The following is a 22,058-nucleotide window of genomic DNA, read 5'->3' as shown; positions in this document are numbered from 1 at the left end:
AAGTACGGCCCCGGGAAATCCGTACTATTTCGAACAAGACGCCGCGACCACCATCTGCGCCGTCAGGCACCCTCCCCTCGCGACCGACACCCGGCCCGCGCCGTCGCGCCGCCATACACTGTGGGCGGTCGCCCGCCGGCGCCGGTCGTCGTACTGACGATGGCGTCCACGGTCCGTGGCGGCGGCTGATGACACGCCGCGACCGGGCGATGGTCGATCCCGCCGTTCCGGCCTCACCGTCGCGAGCTTGAACGGCGCCGGCGCGGCCACGCCATCCGGCATCGGCCGATACGCGCGGCGTGGCAGGTTCTGCGGCGCGTTTCCGCGTCGAACTCGGGGGCGCGACGGATTCACGCTTCGTCGACAACCGCCCGCGACGGCTGGAACATGACGGCACGCTCGATAGCGGCTTGATCCGAATGATTCTTTCGCGATCGACGCCCATGATCGCGGGCCGCCCGAACGGCCCGCAGAACTACGCATTAACCGCCCGCGAGAAGCGGGGTATCGTGCCTCATCATGTTCATTCCGCCTATCATGCGCGACACCGGACAGCCCATGCCGGCTGCGGGGCTGGCCCACGCCGCGCCGGCCCGCGCGTCGCCGACACGCGATATACGCGCGCCGGCGTGGACACTCGCCGTCTGCGTACCGGTACGCGACGAACGCGACCATATCGCCGCCCTGCTCGATGCACTCGCGCGCCAGACCGTGGCCGCCGACACGTTCGTGCTTTGCCTGCTGTTCGACGGCTGCAGCGACGGCGGCGAGCGCTACGTGCAACGGCGCGCCGCCGCGCTGCCCTATGCCGTGGTCACGCAGCGCATACCCCGCCAGCAGCCGGCCAGCGCCGGGCGCGCGCGCCGCGCCGCGATGGCGCTGGGCGCCGCCACGCTGGCCCGTTGCGGCCCGGCGGGCGCCGCGCCGGACGACGCCGTACTTCTGAGTACCGACGCCGACAGTGTGCCCGCCGACGACTGGCTGGCTGCGAACCGGCGTGCGCTCGCCGCGGTGGATGTGGTCGCCGGCTATATCGAGCGCCCGGACGCCGCGCCCAGCGAAGCGCACCGGCGCGTCGAACGCTACTGGGAGCGCCTGCGCTGTCTGCAGCGCACGGTCGATCCGCTGCCGCACGATCCGGCGCCTTCGCATCCGTCGCAGGGCGGCGCCAGCCTGGCGTTCCGGGCCGCGGTATACGCCGCGCTCGGCGGCTTCGAGGACGTCGCCGCGCACGAGGATTTGCGGCTGGTGACGGCCGCGCGGCGCGCGGGTTATCGCGTGCGCCACGACCGCGCCGTGCGCGTGGCCACCTCCTCGCGTCTGATCGGGCGCGCCGACGCGGGCCTGGCCGAGACGCTGCGCACCCGCGCGGCCGACCGCAACCCACCGCGCGTGGAAGCGCCCGATGCCGCGCTCGCCCGTTTTCGCCGCGCGGCCGCGGCGCGGCGAGCTTTCGCCGCCCTGCACGAGGCCCCGATCCGTGACGAACTGGCCACGCTGCTGGCGATCGACGCCGACGAACTGCGCCGCCTCGCCGCGCGCTGCAACAACGCCGAGGCCTTCGTGATGTCCGTCGTGCCCGACCCTTGCACCGCCGACGAGATCGCCCTCGATCAGGCCGAGACCCGCCTGCACACCCTGGAAACCGAACACGCATGTCCAAGCCCATGAGCGCCCTGCCCGACGAACCGATTCGCGCCGACACCGTGGCGCTGGCCGACCTCGACACCACGCAGCCCAACGCCGCCTACATGCGCACGGGCATCGCCCGTCTGCAGAGCGGCCTCGCGCTCGGCGACCCGCACGATCTGGCTGCGTACCTGACGCTCGCGCGCCGGCTCTACGCGGCCGGGCGCTTCGATCTGCCGCTCGGGCGGCTGTTCGAAGGCCATATCGACGCGCTGCAGATCATCGCCCGCTATGCGGATACCGACACCGCCACCGCGCTGCACGCCAAGGCCCGGGCCGGCGCCTGCTTTGGCGTCTGGAACGCGCCGCTGGCCGGCGAGCCGCTGGCTTTCGACGGCGAGCGGCTCGCCGGCGGCAAGGCGTTCGCCTCCGGCGCCGGGCTGCTCACGCATGCGCTCGTCAGCGCGGATGTTGCCGACAGCGATTCCAAGCAGCTGCTGGTCGTGGACCTCGACGCCACGCCGCCGGCGATCGATCGCGACTGGTGGCAGGTGCTCGGCATGCAGCGCTCGGAGACGCATCTCGTGCGCTGGCGCGACGCACCGCTCGGCGCCCGCGACGCCGTCATCGGCACCCCGGGCGACTACGAGCGCGAACCCTGGCTGAGCGCGGGCGCGCTGCGGTTCGTGGCCGTGCAGGCCGGCGGCATCGCCGGGCTGTTCGACGGCGTGCGCGATCACCTCGTGGCGCGCGGGCGCGCGGGCGACCCCCACCAGGCCGCGCGGCTCGGGCGCCTCTACGACGTCGCCGCGAGCGCGGCGGGCGTCTGTCGCGATACCGCCGCCCAGCTGTTCGACACGCCGGCGGCCAGCCATCCCGCGCGCGTGGCCAGCGCGCGCAGCCGCGTGCTCGACGCCGGCGAACAAGCGCTCCACCTGACCCAACAGTCGGTCGGCCTGTCGGCGTTCTTCGAGACCGACCCGCTGTGCGCGCAGATGGCCGATCTCATGGTCTATCTGCGCCAGCCCGCCCCCGACGCCCAGCGCGTGAAGGTCGGCACGGCCGCCGCCGACGGCACGATCGAGCCCTCGCTGTGACCGCACCGCTGCCGGCTGGTATCGCCCGCGCCCACGTCGTCGCACCTCACCCGGACGACGAGGCCATCGGCGCCTTCGGGCTGATCGTCGCACTGCGCCGGCGCGGCGTGGTCGTGGACGTCACACTCGTCACCGACGGGCGCGCCTCGCATCCGAACAGCCAGCGATTTCCGCCCGCGCGCCTGAGCGCCGCGCGCTACGCCGAGACGCGCCAGGTGATGCGCCGCGCCGGCGTGCGCCGTCAGGATCTGCGCTTTCTCGGTTATGCCGACGGCGCGCTCGGCTTCGACGGCCTGGCCACGATCACGCGCCTGGCCCGCGACCTCGCCCGCCGGCCGCGCCCGGATCTGATCGTCACCCCCTCGCGCCACGATAACCACGCCGATCATCGCGCGGTCGCGCGGGCCGTTGCCCGGGCCTGGCCGGCCTCGATCGCACGCCTGTCCTATCTGGTCTGGCCGCGCCAGACACCGCACCGGCCGCGCCCGGCGGGCCGCCTGTGGCGCCGGCCGCTCGGCGCGCGCGCGGCGATGAAGCAGGCCGCGCTGCGGCGCTATCGCACCCAGATCGACGCCATCGACGACGACCCGGACGGCTTCACGATCACGCCCGCGCTGCTTGCGCGCTTCGGCCGGCCGGTCGAAGTCTTCGGCAGCCGGCCATGAGCGCGCCGCCGCGCCGCGCGATCGATCTGTCCGGCTTCGAAGCGAAGTTTCGCGCCGCGGCCGACCCCTGGCAGACATTCACCGCCCGCGACGAAGCGATCAAGCGCGGGCGCATCGTGCGCGCGCTCGGCACCCGGCCACACGCACGCCTACTGGAACTGGGCTGCGGCAACGGCTCCAACAGCCGCGCGCTCGCCCGGCGCGCGCTGCATCTGCACGCCTGCGACGGCAGCGCGAGCGCCATTCGGCTCACCCGCGCCGTGCTGGCCGATCACGCCCATGCCGAGGCCTATCGGATCGCGTTGCCCGCGCCGTTGCCGGGCCGGCGCTACGAGGCCGTGGTGATCGCTGAACTGCTGTACTACCTTGCACCGCGCGCGCTCGATCGGCTCGCGCGCGACGTGGCCCGCGTGCTCGTGCCCGGCGGCCGTATCGTACTCGCGCATCACCATATCGAGTTCCACGACAGCGCCCAGCGCGCTGCGGGCATCCACGCCCGCTTTCTCTCCGCCACCGGCCGCGCCTGGCAGCGCCGCTACGTCGCGGCCAACCGACGCTGGCACGTCGAGGGCTTCGTCGCGACACGCCCCGCGCGGTGGTGCCACGCGGCCGCCGAGCCCGGCCCGTTCGGCGTCTGATCGAGCGGGCCAACGCGATACGGCCCGTACGCGCCGGAGCGCCCGATGCGCGCCGCGGTGATCGCGAATCGCGTCGTGCCGGCAAGACGGCCGTGGAGACCGCTCCGGGACAGCCCAGCGGACTGCCGGCCGTGCACTCCCCGGGCTCAGGCCACCGACAGAAACCGGTCCTGCGTGGCCGTATCCTCCCGCAGCTCGGCGGCGTCGGCCTCGTGGACGATGCGCCCTTTTTCGAGGATGTAGGCGCGTTTGGCGTGCTTGAGGGCGAAGTGCACGCTCTGGTCGGTGAACAGCATGGTGGTGGTGGCGGCGAGGTCGTCGATGAGCGCGCCGATCTGCTTGACGATGACCGGGGCGAGGCCTTCGTTGGGTTCGTCGAGCAGGAGCAGGCGCGGTTCGGTCATCAGCGAGCGGGCGACGGCGAGCATCTGCTGCTGACCGCCGGACAGGGTCGCGCCGTCCTGGTTGGCGAGTTCGGCGAGCATGGGATAGTTGTCGAAGATGCGTTCGATCGACCACTTCGGCGTCTCGCCGCGGCGTTTGCGCTGGGCGACGTCGAGGTTTTCGCGCACCGACAGGCCCGGAAAGATGCGCCGGTCCTCGGGCACGAGGCCGATGCCCATGCGCGCGATCCGATGGGCGGGCCTGCGCTGGATCTCGTCGCCCTCGAACACGACGCGCCCGCGGCGCGGCGGCGTGAGGCCGATGATGCTCTTGAGCGTGGTCGACTTGCCGGCGCCGTTGCGCCCGAGCAGGCAGACCGTCTCGCCTTCGGCGAGCTGAAGGGTCACGCCCTGCAGCGCGTGGCTTTCGCCGTAGTAGGTATGCACGTCGTCGAGTTCGAGCATCATGACGCGGTCTCCTTGTCCTCGGCGTCCTCTTCGTCTTCCTCGCCGAGATAGGCGCGGCGCACCTCCGGGTGGTCGCGCACTTCGGCCGGCGTGCCGACGACGAGCGCCTCGCCGCGGTGCATGACCAGGATGCGATCGGCCACCCCGAAGACGACGTCCATGTCGTGCTCGGTGATGAGGAAGGTGTAGTCGCCGCTTTCGGCGAGGCTCTTGATGAGCGCGGTGACGCGTTTGGTTTCCTGCGGCGTCATGCCGGCGGTGGGTTCGTCGAGCAGCACCAGGCGCGGACGCGTGGCCAGCACGACGGCGATCTCGAGCAGGCGCTTGTCGCCGTAGCTGATGGTGCCGGCGCGCTTCTGCGCGAGCTCGCCCAGGGACAGCCGCTCGAGCAGGGTATCGGCCTCGTCCTGCAGCGGTTTGGCGCGGGTGGCGACGTTGAACCAGCGCTTGCCCCAGCCGTGGAGGGCGGTGAGTGCGACCTCCACGTTCTCGCGCACCGTCATCTCGGTGAAGATGTTGTTGATCTGGAACGAGCGCGATACGCCGAGCCGGCTGATGCGGTGCGGCGCCAGCCCGGTGATGTCGCGGCCTTCGAAGGTGAGCGTGCCGGTGGTCGGCTTGAGCCGGCCGGAGACCATGTTGTAGAGCGTGGTCTTGCCGGCGCCGTTGGGGCCGATGATGGCCACGGTCTCGCGCGGCGCGACGTCCAGATCGATGCCGGAGACCGCCGCCACCCCGCCGAAACGACGGCTGAGATCGCGGATCTGCAGCACGGGGCCGGATTCGTTGGTGGTGGTATCAGTCATGGTTGCCCTGCACCCAGTCGAGCAGCGTGCCGAGCACGCCGCGGCGGAAGAACATGACCATCAGCGCGAGCATCACGCCCAGCACCAGCATCCAGGCGTCGGTGAAGCCGGTGATCCAGCTTTCCAGCAGCACGAAGATGGCGGCGCCGAAGAACGGTCCGAGAAAGTAGCCGGTGCCGCCGAGAATCGACATCAGCACGGGCTCGGCCGACATCGACCAGTGCAGCATCTCGGGGCTGGCCACGCGCAGGAACGGCGCCATCAGCGCGCCGGACAGCCCCGCGAACGCACCGGCCACGGTGAAGGCGGCCAGTCGGTAGCGGCGCACGTCCAGGCCGCAGAAGGACACCCGTTCCGGGTTCTGGCGGATCGCACGCAGGATGAGCCCGAACGACGAGCGACAGATCAGATACAGCACCGCCGCGGCGACCACCACCACGCCGAGCACGACGTGATAGTAGACGGCGGGGTCGCCGAGTGACCAGTCGACCCCCGGTGCGAAATCGCCGAGCATGAAGCCGGCGATGCCGTCGCTGCCGTTGGTGACCGAACGCCATTGGTGCGCCACGGCGAAGACCATCATGCCGAAGGCCAGCGTGAGCATGGCGAAATAGACTTCATCCAGCCGCACGCTGAGAAAACCGATCACCAGCGCCAGCAGCGCGCCGGCGCCCATGGCCACGACCAGGCAGGCCAGAAACGGCCACTCCAGATGCAGCAGGATCAGCGCGGTGGCGTAGGCGCCGATGCCGTAGAAGGCGGCATGGCCGAAGCTGAGCATGCCGCTGTAACCGAACACCAGATTGAAGCTGGCCGCGAACAGGCCGAGGATCAGCACCTCGGTGCCCAGAAAGATATAGAAATAAGGCGCCACCCACGGCAGCGCAACGAGGCCCGCCAGCACAGCGGCGAGCACGATCAGCACGATTGCGTTCTTCATCACGCCGCTCCCTTGCCCATCAGGCCGTTGGGCTTGACCAGCAGCACCAGCGCCATGCCGATGAAGGGCAGCACCATGTTGACCTCGGGGAAATAGCGGCCGCCGAACGCGTGGATCGCCCCGAGCACGAGCGCGCCGATCAGCGCCCCCGGGAAGCTGCCCAGGCCGCCGATGACGACCACGATGAACGACTCGATGATGATCTTGTCGCCCATGCCCGGATCGATCGCGCGCATGGGTGCGGCGACCACGCCGCCGACCGCGGCCAACCAGGCGCCGAAGGCGAAGGCACCGGTGACCACCAGCCGCGTGTTGATGCCCAGCGCCTTGGCCATGTCGGCATCCAGCGAGGCCGCACGCATGATGCGCCCCACCCGGCTGCGGTTGAACAGCGCCCAAAGCCCGGCGAGCATCGCCAGCCCCACGCCGATCACGAACAGGTTGTAGACCGGGTAACGCACGCCACCCGGCAGGTCGAGCGTGCCGGCCAGCAGCGCCGGCGGCTCGACCACGTGGATGCCCGAGCCCCAGATCATGCGCACTGACTCGTTGAGCACGAGCAGCAGCGCGAAGGTGAGCAGCAGGCTGTCGGTGATCTCACGCCCGTAGATGAAGCGCAGCACAAGCCGGTCGAGCACCACCGCGAGGGCGGCCACACCGAGCGGCGCGACGATCAGCGCGGCCCAGAACGGCCAGCCGAGCATGGCGATGAGGCTGAATCCCAGGTAGGCGCCGATCATGTAGAGCGCGCCGTGGGCGAAGTTGATGACGTTGAGCACGCCGAACACGATGTTCAGCCCGACCGCGATCACGAACAGCAGCAGACCGATGTCCAGACTGTTGAGCAGGGCGGTGAAGAATGCGGTCATGTCGAGTCTCCGACGATGCAGGGGCACGATCACGCACGGCGGCGCGGCCCGGCGCGAGCCGGACCGCGACGTCTGCGTGCCAAGCGACTAGAGCGAGCAGCCGGTCTCCTCGACCGCCGGGGTGACGTCCTTGCCGTCGAACACGTGCACGTCGGTGAGGCTGCGGATGCCGAACTCGTCGTCCATCGGCCCGGCCTTGCCCCAGGTCGGCCCGACCAGCGTCTGATGGTCTCCGGCACGGAAGGTGATCTCGCCCATCGGCGAATCGAAGCTCATCCCCGACAGCGCCTCGGCGACCTTCGGGCCGTCGGTGGTGCCGGCCTTCTCCATGGCCGCCTTGTAGGCGTAGACCGCCGCGTAGGCGCCTTCGGCGTTGTAGCTCGGCGCCTTGTCGTAGCGCTCCTTGTAGGCGGCCACGAAGTCGCGGTTGGTTTCGTTGTCGTAGGCGTCGAACCAGTAGCGCGTGCCCAGCCATACGCCTTCGGGCATCTTGTCGCCGAGCGCGTCGAGCACCTCGGTCGCCGCGCCGACGGTGAACATCACCTCGATGTCCTCGTCGAAGAAGCCCATATCGCTGGCCTGGCGCACGAAGTTGACCAGGTCACCGCCCCACAGCGAGATCAGCACGCCGTCCGGGTCGGCATCCATGATGCTGTTGATGAAGGGCGTGAACTCCTCGGCGCCGAAGCGCGGGAAGGCGGTTTCGCTCATCAGCTCGGCGTCGGGATTCTTTTCCTTGAGCGCTTCGCTGAAGAAGTCCCAGGACTGGCGCCCGAAGGCATAGTCCGGGCCGATCGTGGTCCAGCGCTTAGCCCCGCTCTCGGCCGCGATCTCGGCCGCGCCGCGCATGTTCTGGATGATATTGACGCTGATGCGATAGACGTAGTCGTTACACATCTTGCCGGTCACGTCGGGCGTGGCGGCGTGGGTGATGATCAGCGGCTTCTGCAGCTGGGGCACGGTGGAGGCCACGCCCTGGGCCACGCCGGAACTGTCGATGCCCATGAGCGCGTCGACGTTCTCCTGATAGACCAGCTTGCGCATGGCCTGGATCGCGGTGCCGGAGTTGCCCTGGCTGTCCTCGATCTCGTATTCGAGCTGACGCCCGAGCACGCCGCCGTTGTCGTTGATCTGCTCGATCGCGAGCTTCATGCCCTGCTCGGCGAATTCGCCGTAGCTGGAGGCACTGCCGGAGCGGATATAAACCGCGCCGAGCTTGATCGGATCCTCGGCCGCCTGGGCGGCCATGCTGCCGACGATGCCGGCCGCGGCAAGTGCCGCCACGGCCATGCGCCGAATTGCTGTCGAAGCCATGTCGTTTTCTCCTCGTTGCGCACCCGTTGATGTTTTCTGTTGCACATCCGCCGCGGGCGATCGGCCGATGTGTTCCGGCGCGACGCCCCGTCTATCTCGCGGTGGGCGTCGCGGTTCCACCTTTAGCGCATCGATGCGCGTTCATGGGCCGTCCATTCGTCGCAGACGCCCCTCAGAGCTGCTCGCGCAGCACGTTCTTGCGGATCTTGCCGGTCGCGGTCTTGGGCAGTTCGCCGAAGACCACGCGCTTGGGCGCCTTGAAGTGCGCCATATGCTCGCGGCAGAAATCGATGAGCGCGCGCTCGTCGAGCGCCGCGTCGGCGCGCAGGGTCACGAAGGCGCAGGGGGTCTCGCCCCATTTATCGTCCGGCTGGGCGACCACCGCGGCCTCGACCACCGCCTCGTGGCGGTAGAGCACCTCCTCGATCTCGAGGCTGGAGATGTTCTCCCCGCCCGAGATGATGATGTCCTTGGCGCGGTCCTTGATCTCGATATAGCCGTCCGGATGGGTCACGGCCAGATCGCCGGAATGGAACCAGCCGTCGGCGAAGGCCTCGTCGGTCTTGGACGGGTTCTTCAGATAGCCGGCCATGACGGTGTTGCCGCGAATGCAGATCTCGCCGATGGTCTCGCCGTCGTGGGGCACGGGCGTGCCGTCGACGTCGAGCACGGTGAAATCGTCGATCGCGAAGTTGGCCACGCCCTGGCGCGCCATGCGCCCGGCCAGCGCGTCGATCTCCAGTTCGGCCCATTCCGGCTGCCACACACACAGCGCGGACGGGCCGTAGGTTTCGGTCAGCCCGTAGAGATGGGTGATGTCGAAGCCGATCTCCTGGGCCTTGCGGATGACGGTGGCCGGCGGCGCCGCGCCGCCGAGCGCGAACGCCGCGGGTGCGCTCAGCGTGATGCCGCGGGCGTCGAAATCGCCGAGCAGCGTATTCAGCACGATGGGCGCGCCGCACATGTGGGTCACGCCGTGGGCTTCGATACGCTCGTGGATGAGCTCGGAATCGATACGGTCCAGGCACACGTGGGTCGCGCCCGCCGCGGTCACCGACCACACATAGCCCCAGCCGTCGCAGTGGAACATCGGCAGGGTCCACAGATAGACCGAGTCGGCCGTCATGTTGAAGGCCATGGCGTTGCTCATCGCCGCCAGATAGCCGCCGCGGTGGTGATAGACCACGCCCTTCGGGTCACCCGTGGTGCCCGAGGTATAGAGCAGCGTGAGCGCGTCCCACTCGTCGGCGACCTTGTCCCAGTCGAAGGCGGCGTCGCCGTCCGCGATCAGGTCTTCATACGGCTCGCCGTAGAGTTCGCCGGTCGCACCTTGGTGGCTGCTGACCACGACCGTCTCGGGCGGCGCGTCGAGGCGTTCCAGCGCGGGGCCGGCCTCGTTACCGAAGGCGTGATCGCAGATCAGCAGCTTCGCGTCGCCGTGCTCGAGGATGAAGGCGATGGTGGCCGCATCCAGGCGCGTGTTGATCGGGTTCATCACCGCACCGAGCATCGGGATCGCGTAGCGGGCCTCGAGCATTTCGTGGGTGTTGCGACAGAGCACCGCGACCGTGTCGCCCTTTTCGATGCCGCGTTCGGACAGCGCGCTGGCCAGACGCCGGCAGCGCTCGTCGAACGCCCGGTAGGTGAGCGTGACATCGCTGTCGATGACCGCCGTGCGCTCGGGATAGATATAAGCCGAGCGCCTGAGAAAGCTCACGGGCGTGAGCGGCGAATGGTTCGCCGGATTGCGCGCCAGCTGCTCGTAGTCGGCCTGTGCCATGGGGTCTCCTCCGAAAAGGCCCTGTCCTGTCGAACAAGGCGGCCCGCGCGTTCTGGCGGCGCGGTACCGCCGGGCTGTCCTGCTATGTCGTGCGCGTCGCCGGCATCAGTCCCAGCGCCAGAAGTCGGCGCCCTCGCTCATCAATGTGCGCGAGAACACCATCTTGTGCACCTCCGAAGCGCCGTCGACCAGCCGCGCCTGGCGCGCGTAGCGATAGATCCATTCCAGCACCGTGTCCTTGGAATAGCCGCGCGCACCGTTGAGCTGAATGGCCGTATCCACCGCCTGGTGCAGCGTTTCGGATACGTTGACCTTGGCCATCGAGACCTCCTTGCGCGCGAAGCTGCCCTGGTCGAGCTGCCAGGCGGCGTGCATGGTGAGCAGCCGGCCGGTCTGGATCGCCATCGCCGCCTCGCCGAGCATGTTCTGCACGCCTTCGCGATCGGCCAGGCGGATGCCGAAGGATTCGCGGTTGGCGACGTAGTCGGCCGCGATCTCCATCGACCGCCGCGCCAGGCCCAGCCAGCGCATGCAGTGGGTCAGGCGTGCGGTGCCCAGACGAATCTGGGTGACCTTGAGCCCGTCGCCAATCTCCATCAGCCGGTTGCGATCGGGAATGCGCAGGCCGTCGAAGCGGATCTCGCAGTGCCCGCCGTGCTCCTCCGGCCCCATGATCGGGATGCGGCGCACGATCTCCCAGCCGGGATCGTCGGCGTGGAACAGGAATGCGGTCAGGCCCTTGCGGGTGTCCTCCGACGTGCGCGCGATGAGGATGAAGTGTTTGGCCACGCCCGCGCCGGTGATGTAGTGCTTGTGGCCGTGGATCACCCAGTCGTCGCCGTCGCGCGTGGCGGTGGTGCGCATCGCGGTCGGATCGGAACCCGCGCCGGGCGGCGGTTCGGTCATCGCGAACGACGAACGCACCTCGCCGTCGACGATCGGCTGCAGGAACCACGCCTTCTGCGCATCGGTGCCGACGCGCTCCAGCACGATCATGTTGCCGTCGTCGGGCGCGGCCGAATTGAACACCACCGGCCCGAAGATCGAACGGTTCATCTCCTCGTAGCAGGCGGCCATGCCGACGATCGACAGTTCCTGGCCGCCGCGGGCGCGCGGCATCTGCAGCGACCACAGGCCGGCGTCCTTGGCCTTGGCCTTCATGCGCTCGAGCACGTCGGGGGCGATGTTCTCGTGGGCGTCGTAGTTCGCCGGATCCGCCTCGAGCGGGATCAGCTCGGCCTCCACGAAGGCGCGGATGCGCTGGCGATAGTCCTCGATCTCGGCGGGAAGGCTGAAGTCCATGGAAAGCGTCCTAAAGCGAGGATTGCAGATGGCCGCCGTCGACGGCGATGGTCGAGCCGGTCATGTAGCGGCCGGCGTCCGAGGCCAGCAGCAGCAGCGCGCCGACCAGATCGTCGACGTCGCCGAGGCGTTTCTGCGGAATGCGCTTGATCATCTTCTGTCCCGGCTCGCTTTCGAAGAACTCGCGGTTGAGATCGGTGGCGATATAGCCCGGTGCGATCGCGTTCACGCGGATCCCGTAGCGCGCCCATTCCAGCGCCAGGCTGCGCGTGAGCTGTTCCAGCGCGCCCTTGGAGGCCGCATAGGGCGCGACCGCGGCGGCCACGCGGTGGCCCAGAATCGAGCTGATGTTGATCACGCTGCCGGGCTTCTCGGCGGCGCGCAGGCGCCGGCCGGTCTCCATGGCGACGCGCCAGCAGCCGTTGAGATTGACCTCGATGGTCTTGAGCCAGTCGGCCTCGGGCATGTCCATGGCGAAGCCCGCCATCGCGATGCCGGCGTTGCAGACCGCCACGTCGACGGTGCCGAACTGCGCCTCGGCGGCGTCGAAGCCCGCCGCAACCGAGGCGCTATCAGCCACGTCCATCGGGATCACGGCCGCCTCGCCGCCCGCAGCTCGGATACGCTCGGCCACCGCCTCGAGCGGGCCTTCACGGCGTGCGCACAGCACGGTCAGGGCGCCGGCCGCGGCGAGCGCTTCGGCAAAGCCGGCGCCCAGGCCGCCGCCGGCGCCCGTGATCAGGGCCACGCGGCCGGTGAGATCGAATCGTTCGTTGGGGCTGTCGGTCATGCGTTTCCTCCTCGGATTAAAAATATAGCGAACGCTCGAAATTTACAATCACGAAAGCGCATCCCTGCGACCAAGGTCTCAGACCAACGCTGCCTTGATGCGCGGCCGCCGTCGATCGCTTCCGGACGCCCCGGCTGAAAGCGCCCGCACGATGGTTCGGGCATCCGCGATCCGCTGCAGGCGATTGCCTGCCGACGCGTCCCGCGCCTTCGCACGCAACAGCCGGTCCGACGGCGTCGTGTCGGCGCTACCGCGAACGAAGCCGCGACCGGCCGCCCGGCCCTCATCGGCCTGCCACACCGCGTATGGTCTCCCATTCGACGTACCGCCGTGCCGCGGCGACCCGGCACGGGCCCGCGCCGCCCGCGCACCCACCGGCGAGACGCCGCGCGGCCGGCTGCCGCCACAGTCGTCGACCACCGCTGCGGTCAGGCGTGGTGCGGGCCCTGCTGAAGTGCCTCGCGCGCGATGGTGACGATGCGTTCGCGCAGCCAGCGATGGGCGACGTCGTGATGGTCGAGCGCGCCCCAGGCGATGCCGATGTCGAAGGCCGGCAGCTTGAGCGGCGGCTCGAGCACGGCGAGGCCGAGATGCCGGGCCTGGTAGCGGGCGATGCGCGCCGGGAGTGCCACGATCATGTTGCTGTTGGCGACCAGCTCGCGCGGGAGCTGGTAATGGCGGGTGAGCACGCTGATCCGCCGCGAGCGGCCGGCGTCGGCCAGGACCTCGTCGATCCGGCTCAGACCGACCCCGGTCTGGGTGATCAGAATATGCTTCTCCGACAGGAACGTCTCCAGCGTCAGCTCGCCGCCGGCGGCCAGCAGCGCCGGATGGTCCTTGCGGATGAGACAGGCCATGCGGTCGCTCCACAGGCGCTGCTGGTGGAAGTTCGCCGGCAGCTTGCCGAAGCGATTGACCAGAAAATCGGCCTCGCCGCGCTCGACCTGGTCGATGGCGTCGCTGCCCGCAGAGAGGATGTTGAGCGCGATGTTGGGCGCCTCCTCCTCCAGCACCCCCACCACCCGGGGCATCAGCACCGAGGCGGCGTAGTCGGTGATCAGAATGGTGAACAGGCGTTCGGCGGTGGACGGCTCGAAGGCGCGGTTGGGCGCGATCGCGGCCTCCATCTGGGAGAGCGCGTTACGCACCGGCCGCCGCAGGGCCTCGGCGCGGGCGGTGGGCTGCATGCCGGAGGCCGTGCGTACCAGCACCGGATCGCCCAGCAGCTTGCGCAGCCGCCGCAGGGCGTTGCTCATCGCCGGCTGGCTGATGTCCATGGCCAATGCGGCCTTGGTCACGCTCTTCTCGCGCAGCAGAGCGTCGAGGAAGACGAGCAGATTCAGGTCGATGTCACGGATATTCATGGCCTGAATGATACACAGGCAGCTGCGGGATTCTCGTTATGGGGCGTCACGATCGCCCTGGCCCCGGGCGGTCGGGGCCTGTCAACACTTCATGCGAGTTCGCGCCAGGCGCGTCCTGAACATTGGCCATGGGCGGCAAGACCCGGCGTCGTGCGCGCCGCACAGTCGCTCTGCGCCAGCGTGCGACAACGCGGGATTGCCGACCCAGAGCACTTGGCCCGAAGAGTTGGGCTGCACATGAACAATCGACCAGGGGCGCGCTGCGACGGTGTCAGTCTCGCTCGTGACGCGCCACGACCGGCGACTCACGCCTTGCCGCACACGATGTGCGGGCACCAACGCGGCGCTCGTATGACGTGCTGACAGCCCCTAGACTGAGGCCATGAAACGCCTGCTGATCGTCGCCCACGCCCCCTCCCCGAATACCGGCCGCCTAGCCGAGGCCGTACTGCGCGGGGCGCGCCACCCGGACGTCACCGACGTTGAGGCCGAGTGGATCGCGCCGCTTGAGGCCAGCGCCGACGACGTGCTGGCCGCGGACGCCGTAGTGCTCGGCACGCCGGAGAACCTCGGGTACATGAGCGGCGCGCTCAAGGATTTCTTCGACCGCATCTACTACGAATGCATCGACCACACCGAGGCGCTGCCCTACGCCCTGTACGTGCGCGCCGGCCGCGACGGCACGGGCACGCAACGCGCGGTGGCCAGCATCACCACCGGCCTGCGCTGGAAGGCGGTCTGCGACCCGCTGATCTGCCGCGGCGCCTTCGATGATGCCTTCGAGACCCAGTGCGAGGAGCTGGGGCTGACGCTCGCCGCGGGTCTCGAGGCCGGCATCTTCTAGAATCCGGCGATACGCACCGCGCGGGCGCGGCCGCCCCGGGCGATGCTCCGGCCAGGCGATGGCGCCGGCCCTGGTCGCACCGCGCTCTGGACGCAGCCTTCGAGCCGGCACCCACCGGGGCCGATCTCTCTGCCCCGCGCCGTGACACGCCCGGCGCGTAGCGCATGGACGCTCGGCACCCGACTCGTCATCGCCGTTGACGGCGGTGCGATTCGCGCGGCCACGATTGCTGCCCACCGTCAACGAAACCGAGCGGGCGCAGTCTTCGCCACGGCTCACGCCTTCCGCGGGCCGTATCCGCCGTGCCGGTCGCGCACCGGCGGGCGGTCTACCCCAACTGCCCCGAGACGCACGGGTTTAAGGCCCCGGTGACTCGGACCGCACGACACACGGCGATATCGCCGACACACCCATGGGGTTGGCGGAGCTAGACCGGGGCTGCGACATGCCCGTCGTCCTCGCCCCACGCGGCGACATCATCCGGCCACGGCGCCTATCCAATCCGCACACCGCATGTCGTCCGGGTCCCATATCGCAGGCCCCGTGACCACTGCGACCGGGCCACCCGAGCGCGGCCCGGCCCGGCCAACACGTCATGCGAGCCCGCGCCCGGTACTTTGGGACGGCAGGACGAGGCGTCGTGCGCACCGGGTCTCACCTCGGCACCCGCACGCGACAACACGGAGGCCGCACCTCGTAAATGTCATGGCCGCTCGTACCCGTGAATCGGGCCGCCCATGAACCATTCCTCATGTCCCCCTGCGCCGTTGCACAGCTCGATCGCGGCGCGCGGCGATCGATAGCTCGGACCTTGAAGGAGGCGACGTGCGGCAGCCCACAAGACGTTGAGCCAGCGTTTGCCTTGCGTTTTCAGGATCCTTGATCACCGTCGCCACGCGTCGGCGGCGCCGAGTCGGGCGACGGATCGATGGCGTCGAACACGACTTGGGCGGCGTGGCGGGACTGCTGCCAGGCCCGGTTCATCCGCCGCTCCATGCGCGGGGTACGCGCGGCCCAGTCGCGCAGATAACGCGCCAGCACGTTGCCGATCCAGGCCCGTTCGACGAGCAGGACCAGGCCCGGCTCTTGCGCGAGGCCGGTGAGGGCACCGAACACCGAGGCGGGCATGCGATCGAGCTGAAGCTCGTAGCGACGCATCAGGATGTTCGGCTCGGCGTCATCGGCCCAGATCGAGGGCGCCGGCGCAAGCGCGGCCATGCGCGCGTCGTAACCGGCCCGGTTCAGACCGGCCGCTTCGGGTTCGCCGACCAACAGGCGCCGACCGGTCGCGGGGCGTTCGCGATCGTGCCAACAGGCGATTTCAATTTTCAGAGTGGGCGTTTCCACGCGACATATCGCCTCGCGGCGTCGTTGAGTGCGCCATTGGAGAGATATATCGGCCAGTCGCCGCGGAGTTGCAATACCCGCGACACATCCGGCCGTTTCCAGCACACGTTTTCGGCCGCCAGAGGGGGCATCGACCGGCGCGTCCCGACGCTCCGGGCCCATCTCGGGCGGCGGCGTCGCCCGGTGCCGCGCGCCGCACCCTGGTGAGGCATCTGCACCACGAGAACGCAGCCGATGTCACCCGAGGCCGCACGATCCGGCCGGCCGCGGGGCCGGATCGGCGTTTTGCGGCCTTCCGGTGATGTGGCACAGCGCTTGCTTCAGTCGTTGTATACATCCTCGTATGCAGACCGATGCCGCCACTCACCGTTGAACATTGGCTCGCCGACTACCGCAGCGGCGACGCGACGCCCGAGACACACCTGACGGCACTGCGCCGTGCCATCGCGGCCGACGACAGCGCCTGGATATGCGTCGCCGACGAGAGCCATCTGGCGGGCCAGCTCGCCGCGTTGGGCGAGCGCCTGGCCGCCGTCGACGGCGATATCGATCGCCTGCCGCTCTACGGCGTGCCGTTCGCGGTCAAGGACAACATCGATGTCGCCGGCCTGCCGACGACCGCCGGCTGCCCGGCCTTCACTTATACCCCGGAAACCAGCGCCCACGCGGTCACCTGCCTGCAGGCGGCCGGCGCCGTGCTGATCGGCAAGACCAACCTCGACCAGTTCGCCACCGGCCTCGTGGGCACGCGCTCGCCCTTCGGCGCGGTGCCCAACGCCTTCGACGAGCGCATGATCAGCGGCGGCTCCAGTTCGGGGTCGGCGGTGGTCGTGGCCCGCGGCCAGGTGCCCTTCTCGCTCGGCACGGATACCGCCGGATCGGGTCGGGTGCCGGCGGGCTTCAACAACATCGTCGGCCTCAAGGCCACCTGCGGCGCGATCAGCACCCGCGGCGTGGTGCCCGCCTGCCGGACGCTGGACTGCGTGTCGCTGTTCACGCTCACGGTCGATGACGCGGACCGCGTCGCCGACGTGCTGGTCGACTTCGATCCCGCCGACGCCTATGCCCGACCGCGCCCCGCGCCGGCGGCCGCGGTACCGGGGACGACGACACGCTGGCGGCTGGGCGTGCCGGACTCGCCGGAATTCTTCGGCGATGCGCGCGCGCAGAAAGCCTTCGAAGCCGCCGTCGCCGACTGGCGCGCGCTCGGCGCCGAGATCGTGACGATCGACTACGCGCCGTTCGCCGAGGCCGCCGCCCTGCTCTACCAGGGGCCATGGATCGCCGAGCGCTACGCCGCGGTCGGCGAATTCATCGACATCCACCCGGCCGACGCGGACCCCGCCGTCGCCGAGATCATTGCCGCGGGCCGCACACCCCGCGCGGTCGATGCGTTTCGCGCCGAATACCGCCTCGCCGAGCTGCGGCGCGCGGCCGACGCGGCGTTCGCGCCGATCGACGCCCTGATCGTGCCGACGGCACCGACGATATACAGCCAGGCCGAGATCGCGGCCGAGCCGATCGAACGCAACAGCCGCCTCGGCACCTACACCAATTTCGTGAACCTACTCGACTGCTGCGCGCTCGCCCTGCCCGGCGGCTTTCGCGGCGACGGCCTGCCGGCCGGCATCACCCTGATCGCCCCGGCCTGGCAGGACGCGCGCCTCGCCGCGCTCGGCCGCGACTGGCAGAACCACCGGCGCTGGCCGCTGGGCAACAGCGACCGGCCCGCCGACGCGATCCCGAACGTCACGTCGCAAACGCCGCCGCCGGATCACATCCGGCTCGCGGTGGTCGGCGCGCACCTGCGGGGCATGCCTTTGAACGGGCAGCTCACCGAACGCGACGCGCGGTTCGTGGAACAGACCACGACCGCACCCGAATACCGACTGCTCGCGCTTGCCGGCACCACGCCGCCCAAACCGGGGCTGATCCGCGAACCGGCCAGCGGCGGGGCCGCGATCGAGGTCGAGCTGTGGGATGTGCCGGTGGCGGCCTTCGGCTCCTTCGTCGCCCTCATCCCGGCGCCGCTGGGCATCGGCACGCTGACGCTGGCCGACGGGCGCGAAGTCAAGAGCTTCATCTGCGAGGGCTGGGCCGCCGACACCGCTCGCGACATCACCGAATACGGCGGCTGGCGCGCCTTCATGGCCAACCCGGAGCACAGCGATCATGGCTGAACTCGACACCGTCCTCATCGCCAACCGCGGCGAAATCGCCGTGCGCAGCGCGCGCACCCTCAAGGCGATGGGCATTCGCAGCGTCGCGGTCTATGCCGACAGCGACCGCGACAGCACCCATCTGGACGCCGCCGACGTGGCGATCGCGCTCGGCGGCGATAGCGCGGCCGAAAGCTATCTGAACGTGGACGCGGTGCTGAAAGCCGCCCGCGAATCCGGCGCGCAGGCGATCCTGCCCGGCTACGGCTTCCTTTCGGAGAACGCCGACTTCGCCCGCCGCTGCGAGGCCGAAGGTATCGCCTTCGCCGGGCCCACGCCCGAGCAGATCGAACAGTTCGGCCTCAAGCAGCCGCACGCGAGCTGGCCGAGGCCGCCGGCGTGCCGCTGGCGCCCGGCACCGGCCTGCTCGACAGCCTCGACGACGCGAAGACCGCCGCGGCCGAACTCGGCTATCCGGTCATGCTCAAGTCCACCGCCGGCGGCGGCGGGATCGGACTGTCGCGCTGCAACGACGAGGCCGAGCTGGAAGCCGCCTTCGACAAGGTCGCGCGCCTCGGCAAGAACTATTTCTCCGACGACGGCGTGTTTCTCGAGCGCTTCATCGAGAAGGCGCGCCACGTCGAGGTCCAGATCTTCGGCGACGGCCGCGGTACGGTCGTCGCACTCGGCGAGCGCGACTGCTCGTTGCAGCGGCGCAATCAGAAAGTGGTTGAGGAAACCCCGGCGCCGCATCTGCCCGCGGCCACCCGCGACGCTATGATGGCGGCCGCGGTGAGCCTGGGCGAGTCGGTGAACTACCGCTCCGCCGGCACCGTGGAATACATCTACGACGGCGCGCGCGACGAATTCTATTTTCTGGAGGTCAACACGCGCCTGCAGGTGGAGCATCCGATCACCGAGGCCACGACCGGCGTGGACCTGGTCGAATGGATGGTGCGGACCGCGGCCGGCACGCCGCCCGATCTCGCCGCTTTCGAGGCGAATCCGCAGGGCGCGGCCTTCGAAGTGCGCCTGTATGCCGAACAGCCGGCGCTCGATTTCGCGCCCTCGCCCGGCGTGCTCACCGAAGTCGTGTTCCCCGATCATGTCCGGGTCGATACCTGGGTGGCCGCCGGCACCGAGGTGTCGTCGCACTTCGATCCGATGATCGCCAAGCTGATCGTGCACGGCGACACCCGCGACGAAGCACTTGCGCGGCTGGCGAATGCGCTCGACGCCACACGGCTGTCCGGCATCGCAACCAACCTTGATTATCTGCGCCAGATCGTGGCCGACGAACGATTCGCCGCCGGCGAGGTTTCGACCGCCTTCCTGGCCGACTTCGCCTACGCGCCGCCGGTGCTGGAGATCGTCAAACCCGGCACCTACACCACGATCCAGGATTATCCGGGGCGCACCGGCTACTGGCATATCGGCGTGCCGCCCTCCGGGCCGATGGACGACTACGCGTTTCGCCTGGCCAATGCGATCGTCGGCAACGACCCGTCGGCGGCCGGGATCGAGTGCACGATCCTCGGGCCGACGATACGTTTTCATACCGATGCGGTGATCGCCCTCACGGGCGCGACCACCCCGGCCACGCTCGACGACACGCCGATCGAGTTCTGGGCGCCGGTCACGGTCGCGGCCGGCCAGACTCTCGTGGTCGGCAAGGCCGAGGCCGGCTGTCGCAGCTATCTGGCGGTACGCGGCGGTATCGACGTGCCGGACTATCTGGGCAGCAAGTCGACCTTCGCGCTCGGCCAGTTCGGCGGCCACGCCGGCCGACCGCTGCGCGCGACCGACATGCTCGCGATCTGCGATGCTTCCAGACCCAACGCGCCCACGCCGGCGCCTATCCGCGAGCCGCAGGCCGCGCCCACCGCGCTCGTGCCGGACTATCCCACGCACTGGGAGATCGGCGTGCTCTACGGCCCGCACGGCGCGCCCGATTTCTTCACGCAGGATTCGATCGAGGCCTTCTTCGCCACCGATTGGGAAGTCCACTACAACTCCAATCGCCTCGGCATCCGCCTGAACGGCCCCAAGCCCACCTTTGCCCGCGAGGACGGCGGCGAGGCCGGGCTGCACCCCTCCAATATCCACGACACCGAGTACGCGGTCGGCTCCATCAACTTCACCGGCGACATGCCCGTGATCCTGACCCGCGACGGGCCGAGCCTGGGCGGCTTCGTCTGTCCGGTCACCATCGCTGCGGCCGAGCTGTGGAAAGTCGGCCAGGTGTCGCCGGGCGACACCATCCGCTTCGTGGCGCTGGGCTTCGACGAAGCCACCGCCCGCCAGCACGAGCATGACGCCGCCTGCGACGCACTCGCCGTGGCCGACACGCGCGAGGCGCTGCCCATCCCCGCGCCGGCGGATACCGTGTCGCCCTGCGTGCTCGCCGAGCGGCCCGCCGCGGGCAGCCGGCCGGCGGTGGCCTATCGCCAGGCCGGCGATCGCTACATCCTGATCGAATACGGGCCCAACGAACTCGATCTGCGTTTTCGCCTGCGCGTGTACCTGCTCATGCAGGCGCTCGACAAGAACCCGGTCGAGGGCATTCTCGAGCTCTCGCCCGGCGTGCGTTCGCTGCAGGTCAACTACGACGGCCGGGTGATCCATCAGGCCGATCTCGTCGACGCGCTGGTCGCCCTCGAGGCCGATCTGCCCGAAGTCGACGACCTGAAACTGCCCACCCGCGTGCTGCATCTGCCGCTGGCCTTCGAGGACAGCGCCACGCTCGACGCGGTGGATCGCTATCGCCAGTCCGTGCGCGACACCGCGCCCTGGCTGCCCAACAACGTCGACTTCATCCAGCGCATCAACGGTCTGGACACGCGCGAGCAGGTACGCGACACGATCCTGGCGGCCAGCTACATGGTGCTGGGCCTGGGCGATGTCTATCTCGGCGCCCCCTGCGCGGTGCCGATCGACCCGCGCCACCGCCTGGTCACCTCCAAATACAACCCGGCACGCACCTATACCGCCGAGGGCACGGTCGGCATCGGCGGCGTGTACATGTGCATCTACGGCATGGATTCGCCGGGCGGCTATCAGCTGGTCGGGCGCACCCTGCCGATCTGGAACAAATTCGGCCACAACGAACAGTTCGATCCGGGCGAGCCGTGGCTGTTGCGCTTTTTCGACCAGGTGCGCTATTACCCGGTGGACGAGGACACGCTCACCGAGATGCGCGCGGACTTTCGCGCCGGCCGGCTGCACGCCGAGATTACCGAAGAGGTCTTCGATTTCGCCGAGTACCGGCAGTTTCTCGACGCCAACGCCGACGACATTGCCGCGTTTCGCGAGCGCCAGAGCGCGGCCTTCGCGAAGGAAGTCGAGCACTGGCAGGCCCAGGCCGCGGCCGAACCCGAGGCCGAGGCCGGCCCCGCCGCCGCGCCGATCAAGGACACGGTCGAGGGCGAGGCGGTAAGTGCAGACGTCTCCGGCAACGTCTGGAAGCTGCACGTTGCCGAGGGCGACCGCGTGGCCGCAGGCGACACCCTGCTCGTCGTCGAAGCGATGAAGATGGAGTTCGCGGTCGAAGCGCCCGCCGCCGGCGTGGTTCGCGCCCTGCGCTGCAGCGAGGGCACGCTGGTCTCGGCCGGCGACGCGCTGCTGGTGATCGCCGACGAGGCGGCCGCGTGAGCACGCCGGCCA

At 69.6% G+C, this 22,058-nt stretch carries 17 protein-coding genes and 1 pseudogene; 7 read left to right on the top strand and 11 right to left on the bottom strand.

Translation table 11 applies throughout. The features are described from left to right. Window positions 1–519 precede the first annotated feature (519 nt). Genes SAHL_RS03615 through SAHL_RS03600 form a run of 4 tightly spaced genes read left to right on the top strand, consistent with a single transcriptional unit; the run spans window position 520 to window position 4,029 of the window. Window positions 520–1,671: a glycosyltransferase family 2 protein gene (locus tag SAHL_RS03615; RefSeq protein WP_123590037.1), complete on the top strand. Its 1,152-nt coding sequence runs from the start codon at window positions 520–522 to the stop codon at window positions 1,669–1,671. Further along, a complete protein-coding gene (locus tag SAHL_RS03610; RefSeq protein ID WP_184947272.1) occupies window positions 1,656–2,726 on the top strand; it encodes an acyl-CoA dehydrogenase in 1,071 nt (356 codons plus the stop codon). Before SAHL_RS03615 ends, SAHL_RS03610 begins: the two co-directional genes overlap by 16 nt. Next, window positions 2,723–3,391, top strand: coding sequence for a PIG-L deacetylase family protein (locus SAHL_RS03605; RefSeq protein WP_221177812.1), 669 nt, complete (start codon window positions 2,723–2,725; stop codon window positions 3,389–3,391). Before SAHL_RS03610 ends, SAHL_RS03605 begins: the two co-directional genes overlap by 4 nt. Continuing rightward, the gene (locus SAHL_RS03600; protein WP_123590036.1) at window positions 3,388–4,029 is read left to right on the top strand and encodes a class I SAM-dependent methyltransferase; all 642 of its coding nucleotides are present in this window, start codon (window positions 3,388–3,390) and stop codon (window positions 4,027–4,029) included. The genes SAHL_RS03605 and SAHL_RS03600 overlap by 4 nt, the downstream gene beginning before the upstream one ends. A 146-nt stretch (window positions 4,030–4,175) precedes the next feature. Here the strand turns inward: SAHL_RS03600 and SAHL_RS03595 are convergent, their stop codons facing one another. From SAHL_RS03595 to SAHL_RS03555, 10 genes are all read right to left on the bottom strand, one after another. Then, the gene (locus tag SAHL_RS03595) at window positions 4,176–4,880 is read right to left on the bottom strand and encodes an ABC transporter ATP-binding protein (protein WP_123590035.1); all 705 of its coding nucleotides are present in this window, start codon (window positions 4,878–4,880) and stop codon (window positions 4,176–4,178) included. Continuing rightward, window positions 4,877–5,686, bottom strand: a complete 810-nt coding sequence (locus tag SAHL_RS03590; RefSeq protein WP_123590034.1) for an ABC transporter ATP-binding protein — start codon at window positions 5,684–5,686, stop codon at window positions 4,877–4,879. Before SAHL_RS03590 ends, SAHL_RS03595 begins: the two co-directional genes overlap by 4 nt. Beyond that, window positions 5,679–6,626, bottom strand: a complete 948-nt coding sequence (locus tag SAHL_RS03585; RefSeq protein WP_123590033.1) for a branched-chain amino acid ABC transporter permease — start codon at window positions 6,624–6,626, stop codon at window positions 5,679–5,681. Before SAHL_RS03585 ends, SAHL_RS03590 begins: the two co-directional genes overlap by 8 nt. Then, window positions 6,626–7,495 (bottom strand): branched-chain amino acid ABC transporter permease, encoded by an 870-nt coding sequence (locus SAHL_RS03580; RefSeq protein WP_123590032.1) that lies wholly within the window; start codon window positions 7,493–7,495, stop codon window positions 6,626–6,628. Before SAHL_RS03580 ends, SAHL_RS03585 begins: the two co-directional genes overlap by 1 nt. Before the next feature lie 87 nt (window positions 7,496–7,582). Beyond that, entirely contained in the window at window positions 7,583–8,809 is a 1,227-nt protein-coding gene (locus tag SAHL_RS03575) for an ABC transporter substrate-binding protein (protein WP_123590031.1), read from the bottom strand. A 172-nt stretch (window positions 8,810–8,981) separates the two neighbouring features. Further along, a complete protein-coding gene (locus SAHL_RS03570; RefSeq protein WP_123590030.1) occupies window positions 8,982–10,589 on the bottom strand; it encodes a long-chain-fatty-acid--CoA ligase in 1,608 nt (535 codons plus the stop codon). A gap of 105 nt (window positions 10,590–10,694) precedes the next feature. Continuing rightward, on the bottom strand, window positions 10,695–11,891 hold the full coding sequence (locus tag SAHL_RS03565) for an acyl-CoA dehydrogenase family protein (RefSeq protein WP_123590029.1): 1,197 nt from the start codon (window positions 11,889–11,891) through the stop codon (window positions 10,695–10,697). A 10-nt stretch (window positions 11,892–11,901) separates the two neighbouring features. After that, on the bottom strand, window positions 11,902–12,681 hold the full coding sequence (locus SAHL_RS03560) for an SDR family NAD(P)-dependent oxidoreductase (RefSeq protein WP_123590028.1): 780 nt from the start codon (window positions 12,679–12,681) through the stop codon (window positions 11,902–11,904). A 78-nt stretch (window positions 12,682–12,759) separates the two neighbouring features. Next, the gene (locus SAHL_RS17465) at window positions 12,760–12,981 is read right to left on the bottom strand and encodes a hypothetical protein (protein ID WP_148045469.1); all 222 of its coding nucleotides are present in this window, start codon (window positions 12,979–12,981) and stop codon (window positions 12,760–12,762) included. 128 nt (window positions 12,982–13,109) lie between these two features. Beyond that, on the bottom strand, window positions 13,110–14,045 hold the full coding sequence (locus tag SAHL_RS03555) for a LysR family transcriptional regulator (RefSeq protein ID WP_123590027.1): 936 nt from the start codon (window positions 14,043–14,045) through the stop codon (window positions 13,110–13,112). A gap of 382 nt (window positions 14,046–14,427) precedes the next feature. On the opposite strand from SAHL_RS03555, the gene SAHL_RS03550 reads away from it, so the two are divergent. Continuing rightward, complete coding sequence (locus SAHL_RS03550; protein WP_123590026.1) at window positions 14,428–14,889, top strand: flavodoxin family protein; 462 nt, start codon at window positions 14,428–14,430, stop codon at window positions 14,887–14,889. Between the two features lie 870 nt (window positions 14,890–15,759). On the opposite strand, the gene SAHL_RS03545 is transcribed toward SAHL_RS03550, so the two are convergent. Then, window positions 15,760–16,236 (bottom strand): hypothetical protein, encoded by a 477-nt coding sequence (locus SAHL_RS03545; RefSeq protein ID WP_148045468.1) that lies wholly within the window; start codon window positions 16,234–16,236, stop codon window positions 15,760–15,762. Window positions 16,237–16,589: 353 nt separating this feature from the next. On the opposite strand from SAHL_RS03545, the gene atzF reads away from it, so the two are divergent. Beyond that, complete coding sequence (gene atzF, locus SAHL_RS03540) at window positions 16,590–18,416, top strand: allophanate hydrolase (RefSeq protein ID WP_123590024.1); 1,827 nt, start codon at window positions 16,590–16,592, stop codon at window positions 18,414–18,416. Further along, window positions 18,409–22,046: pseudogene (gene uca / locus SAHL_RS03535) on the top strand (urea carboxylase). Before atzF ends, uca begins: the two are co-directional and overlap by 8 nt. Window positions 22,047–22,058: the final 12 nt, after the last annotated feature.

The organism is Salinisphaera orenii subsp. halophila YIM 95161 (assembly GCF_003732545.1).
Taxonomy (GTDB): domain Bacteria; phylum Pseudomonadota; class Gammaproteobacteria; order Nevskiales; family Salinisphaeraceae; genus Salinisphaera; species Salinisphaera orenii_A.
The sequence above is the reverse complement of the archived record's forward strand: the minus strand, read 5'-3'. Positions and strand labels throughout refer to the sequence as shown.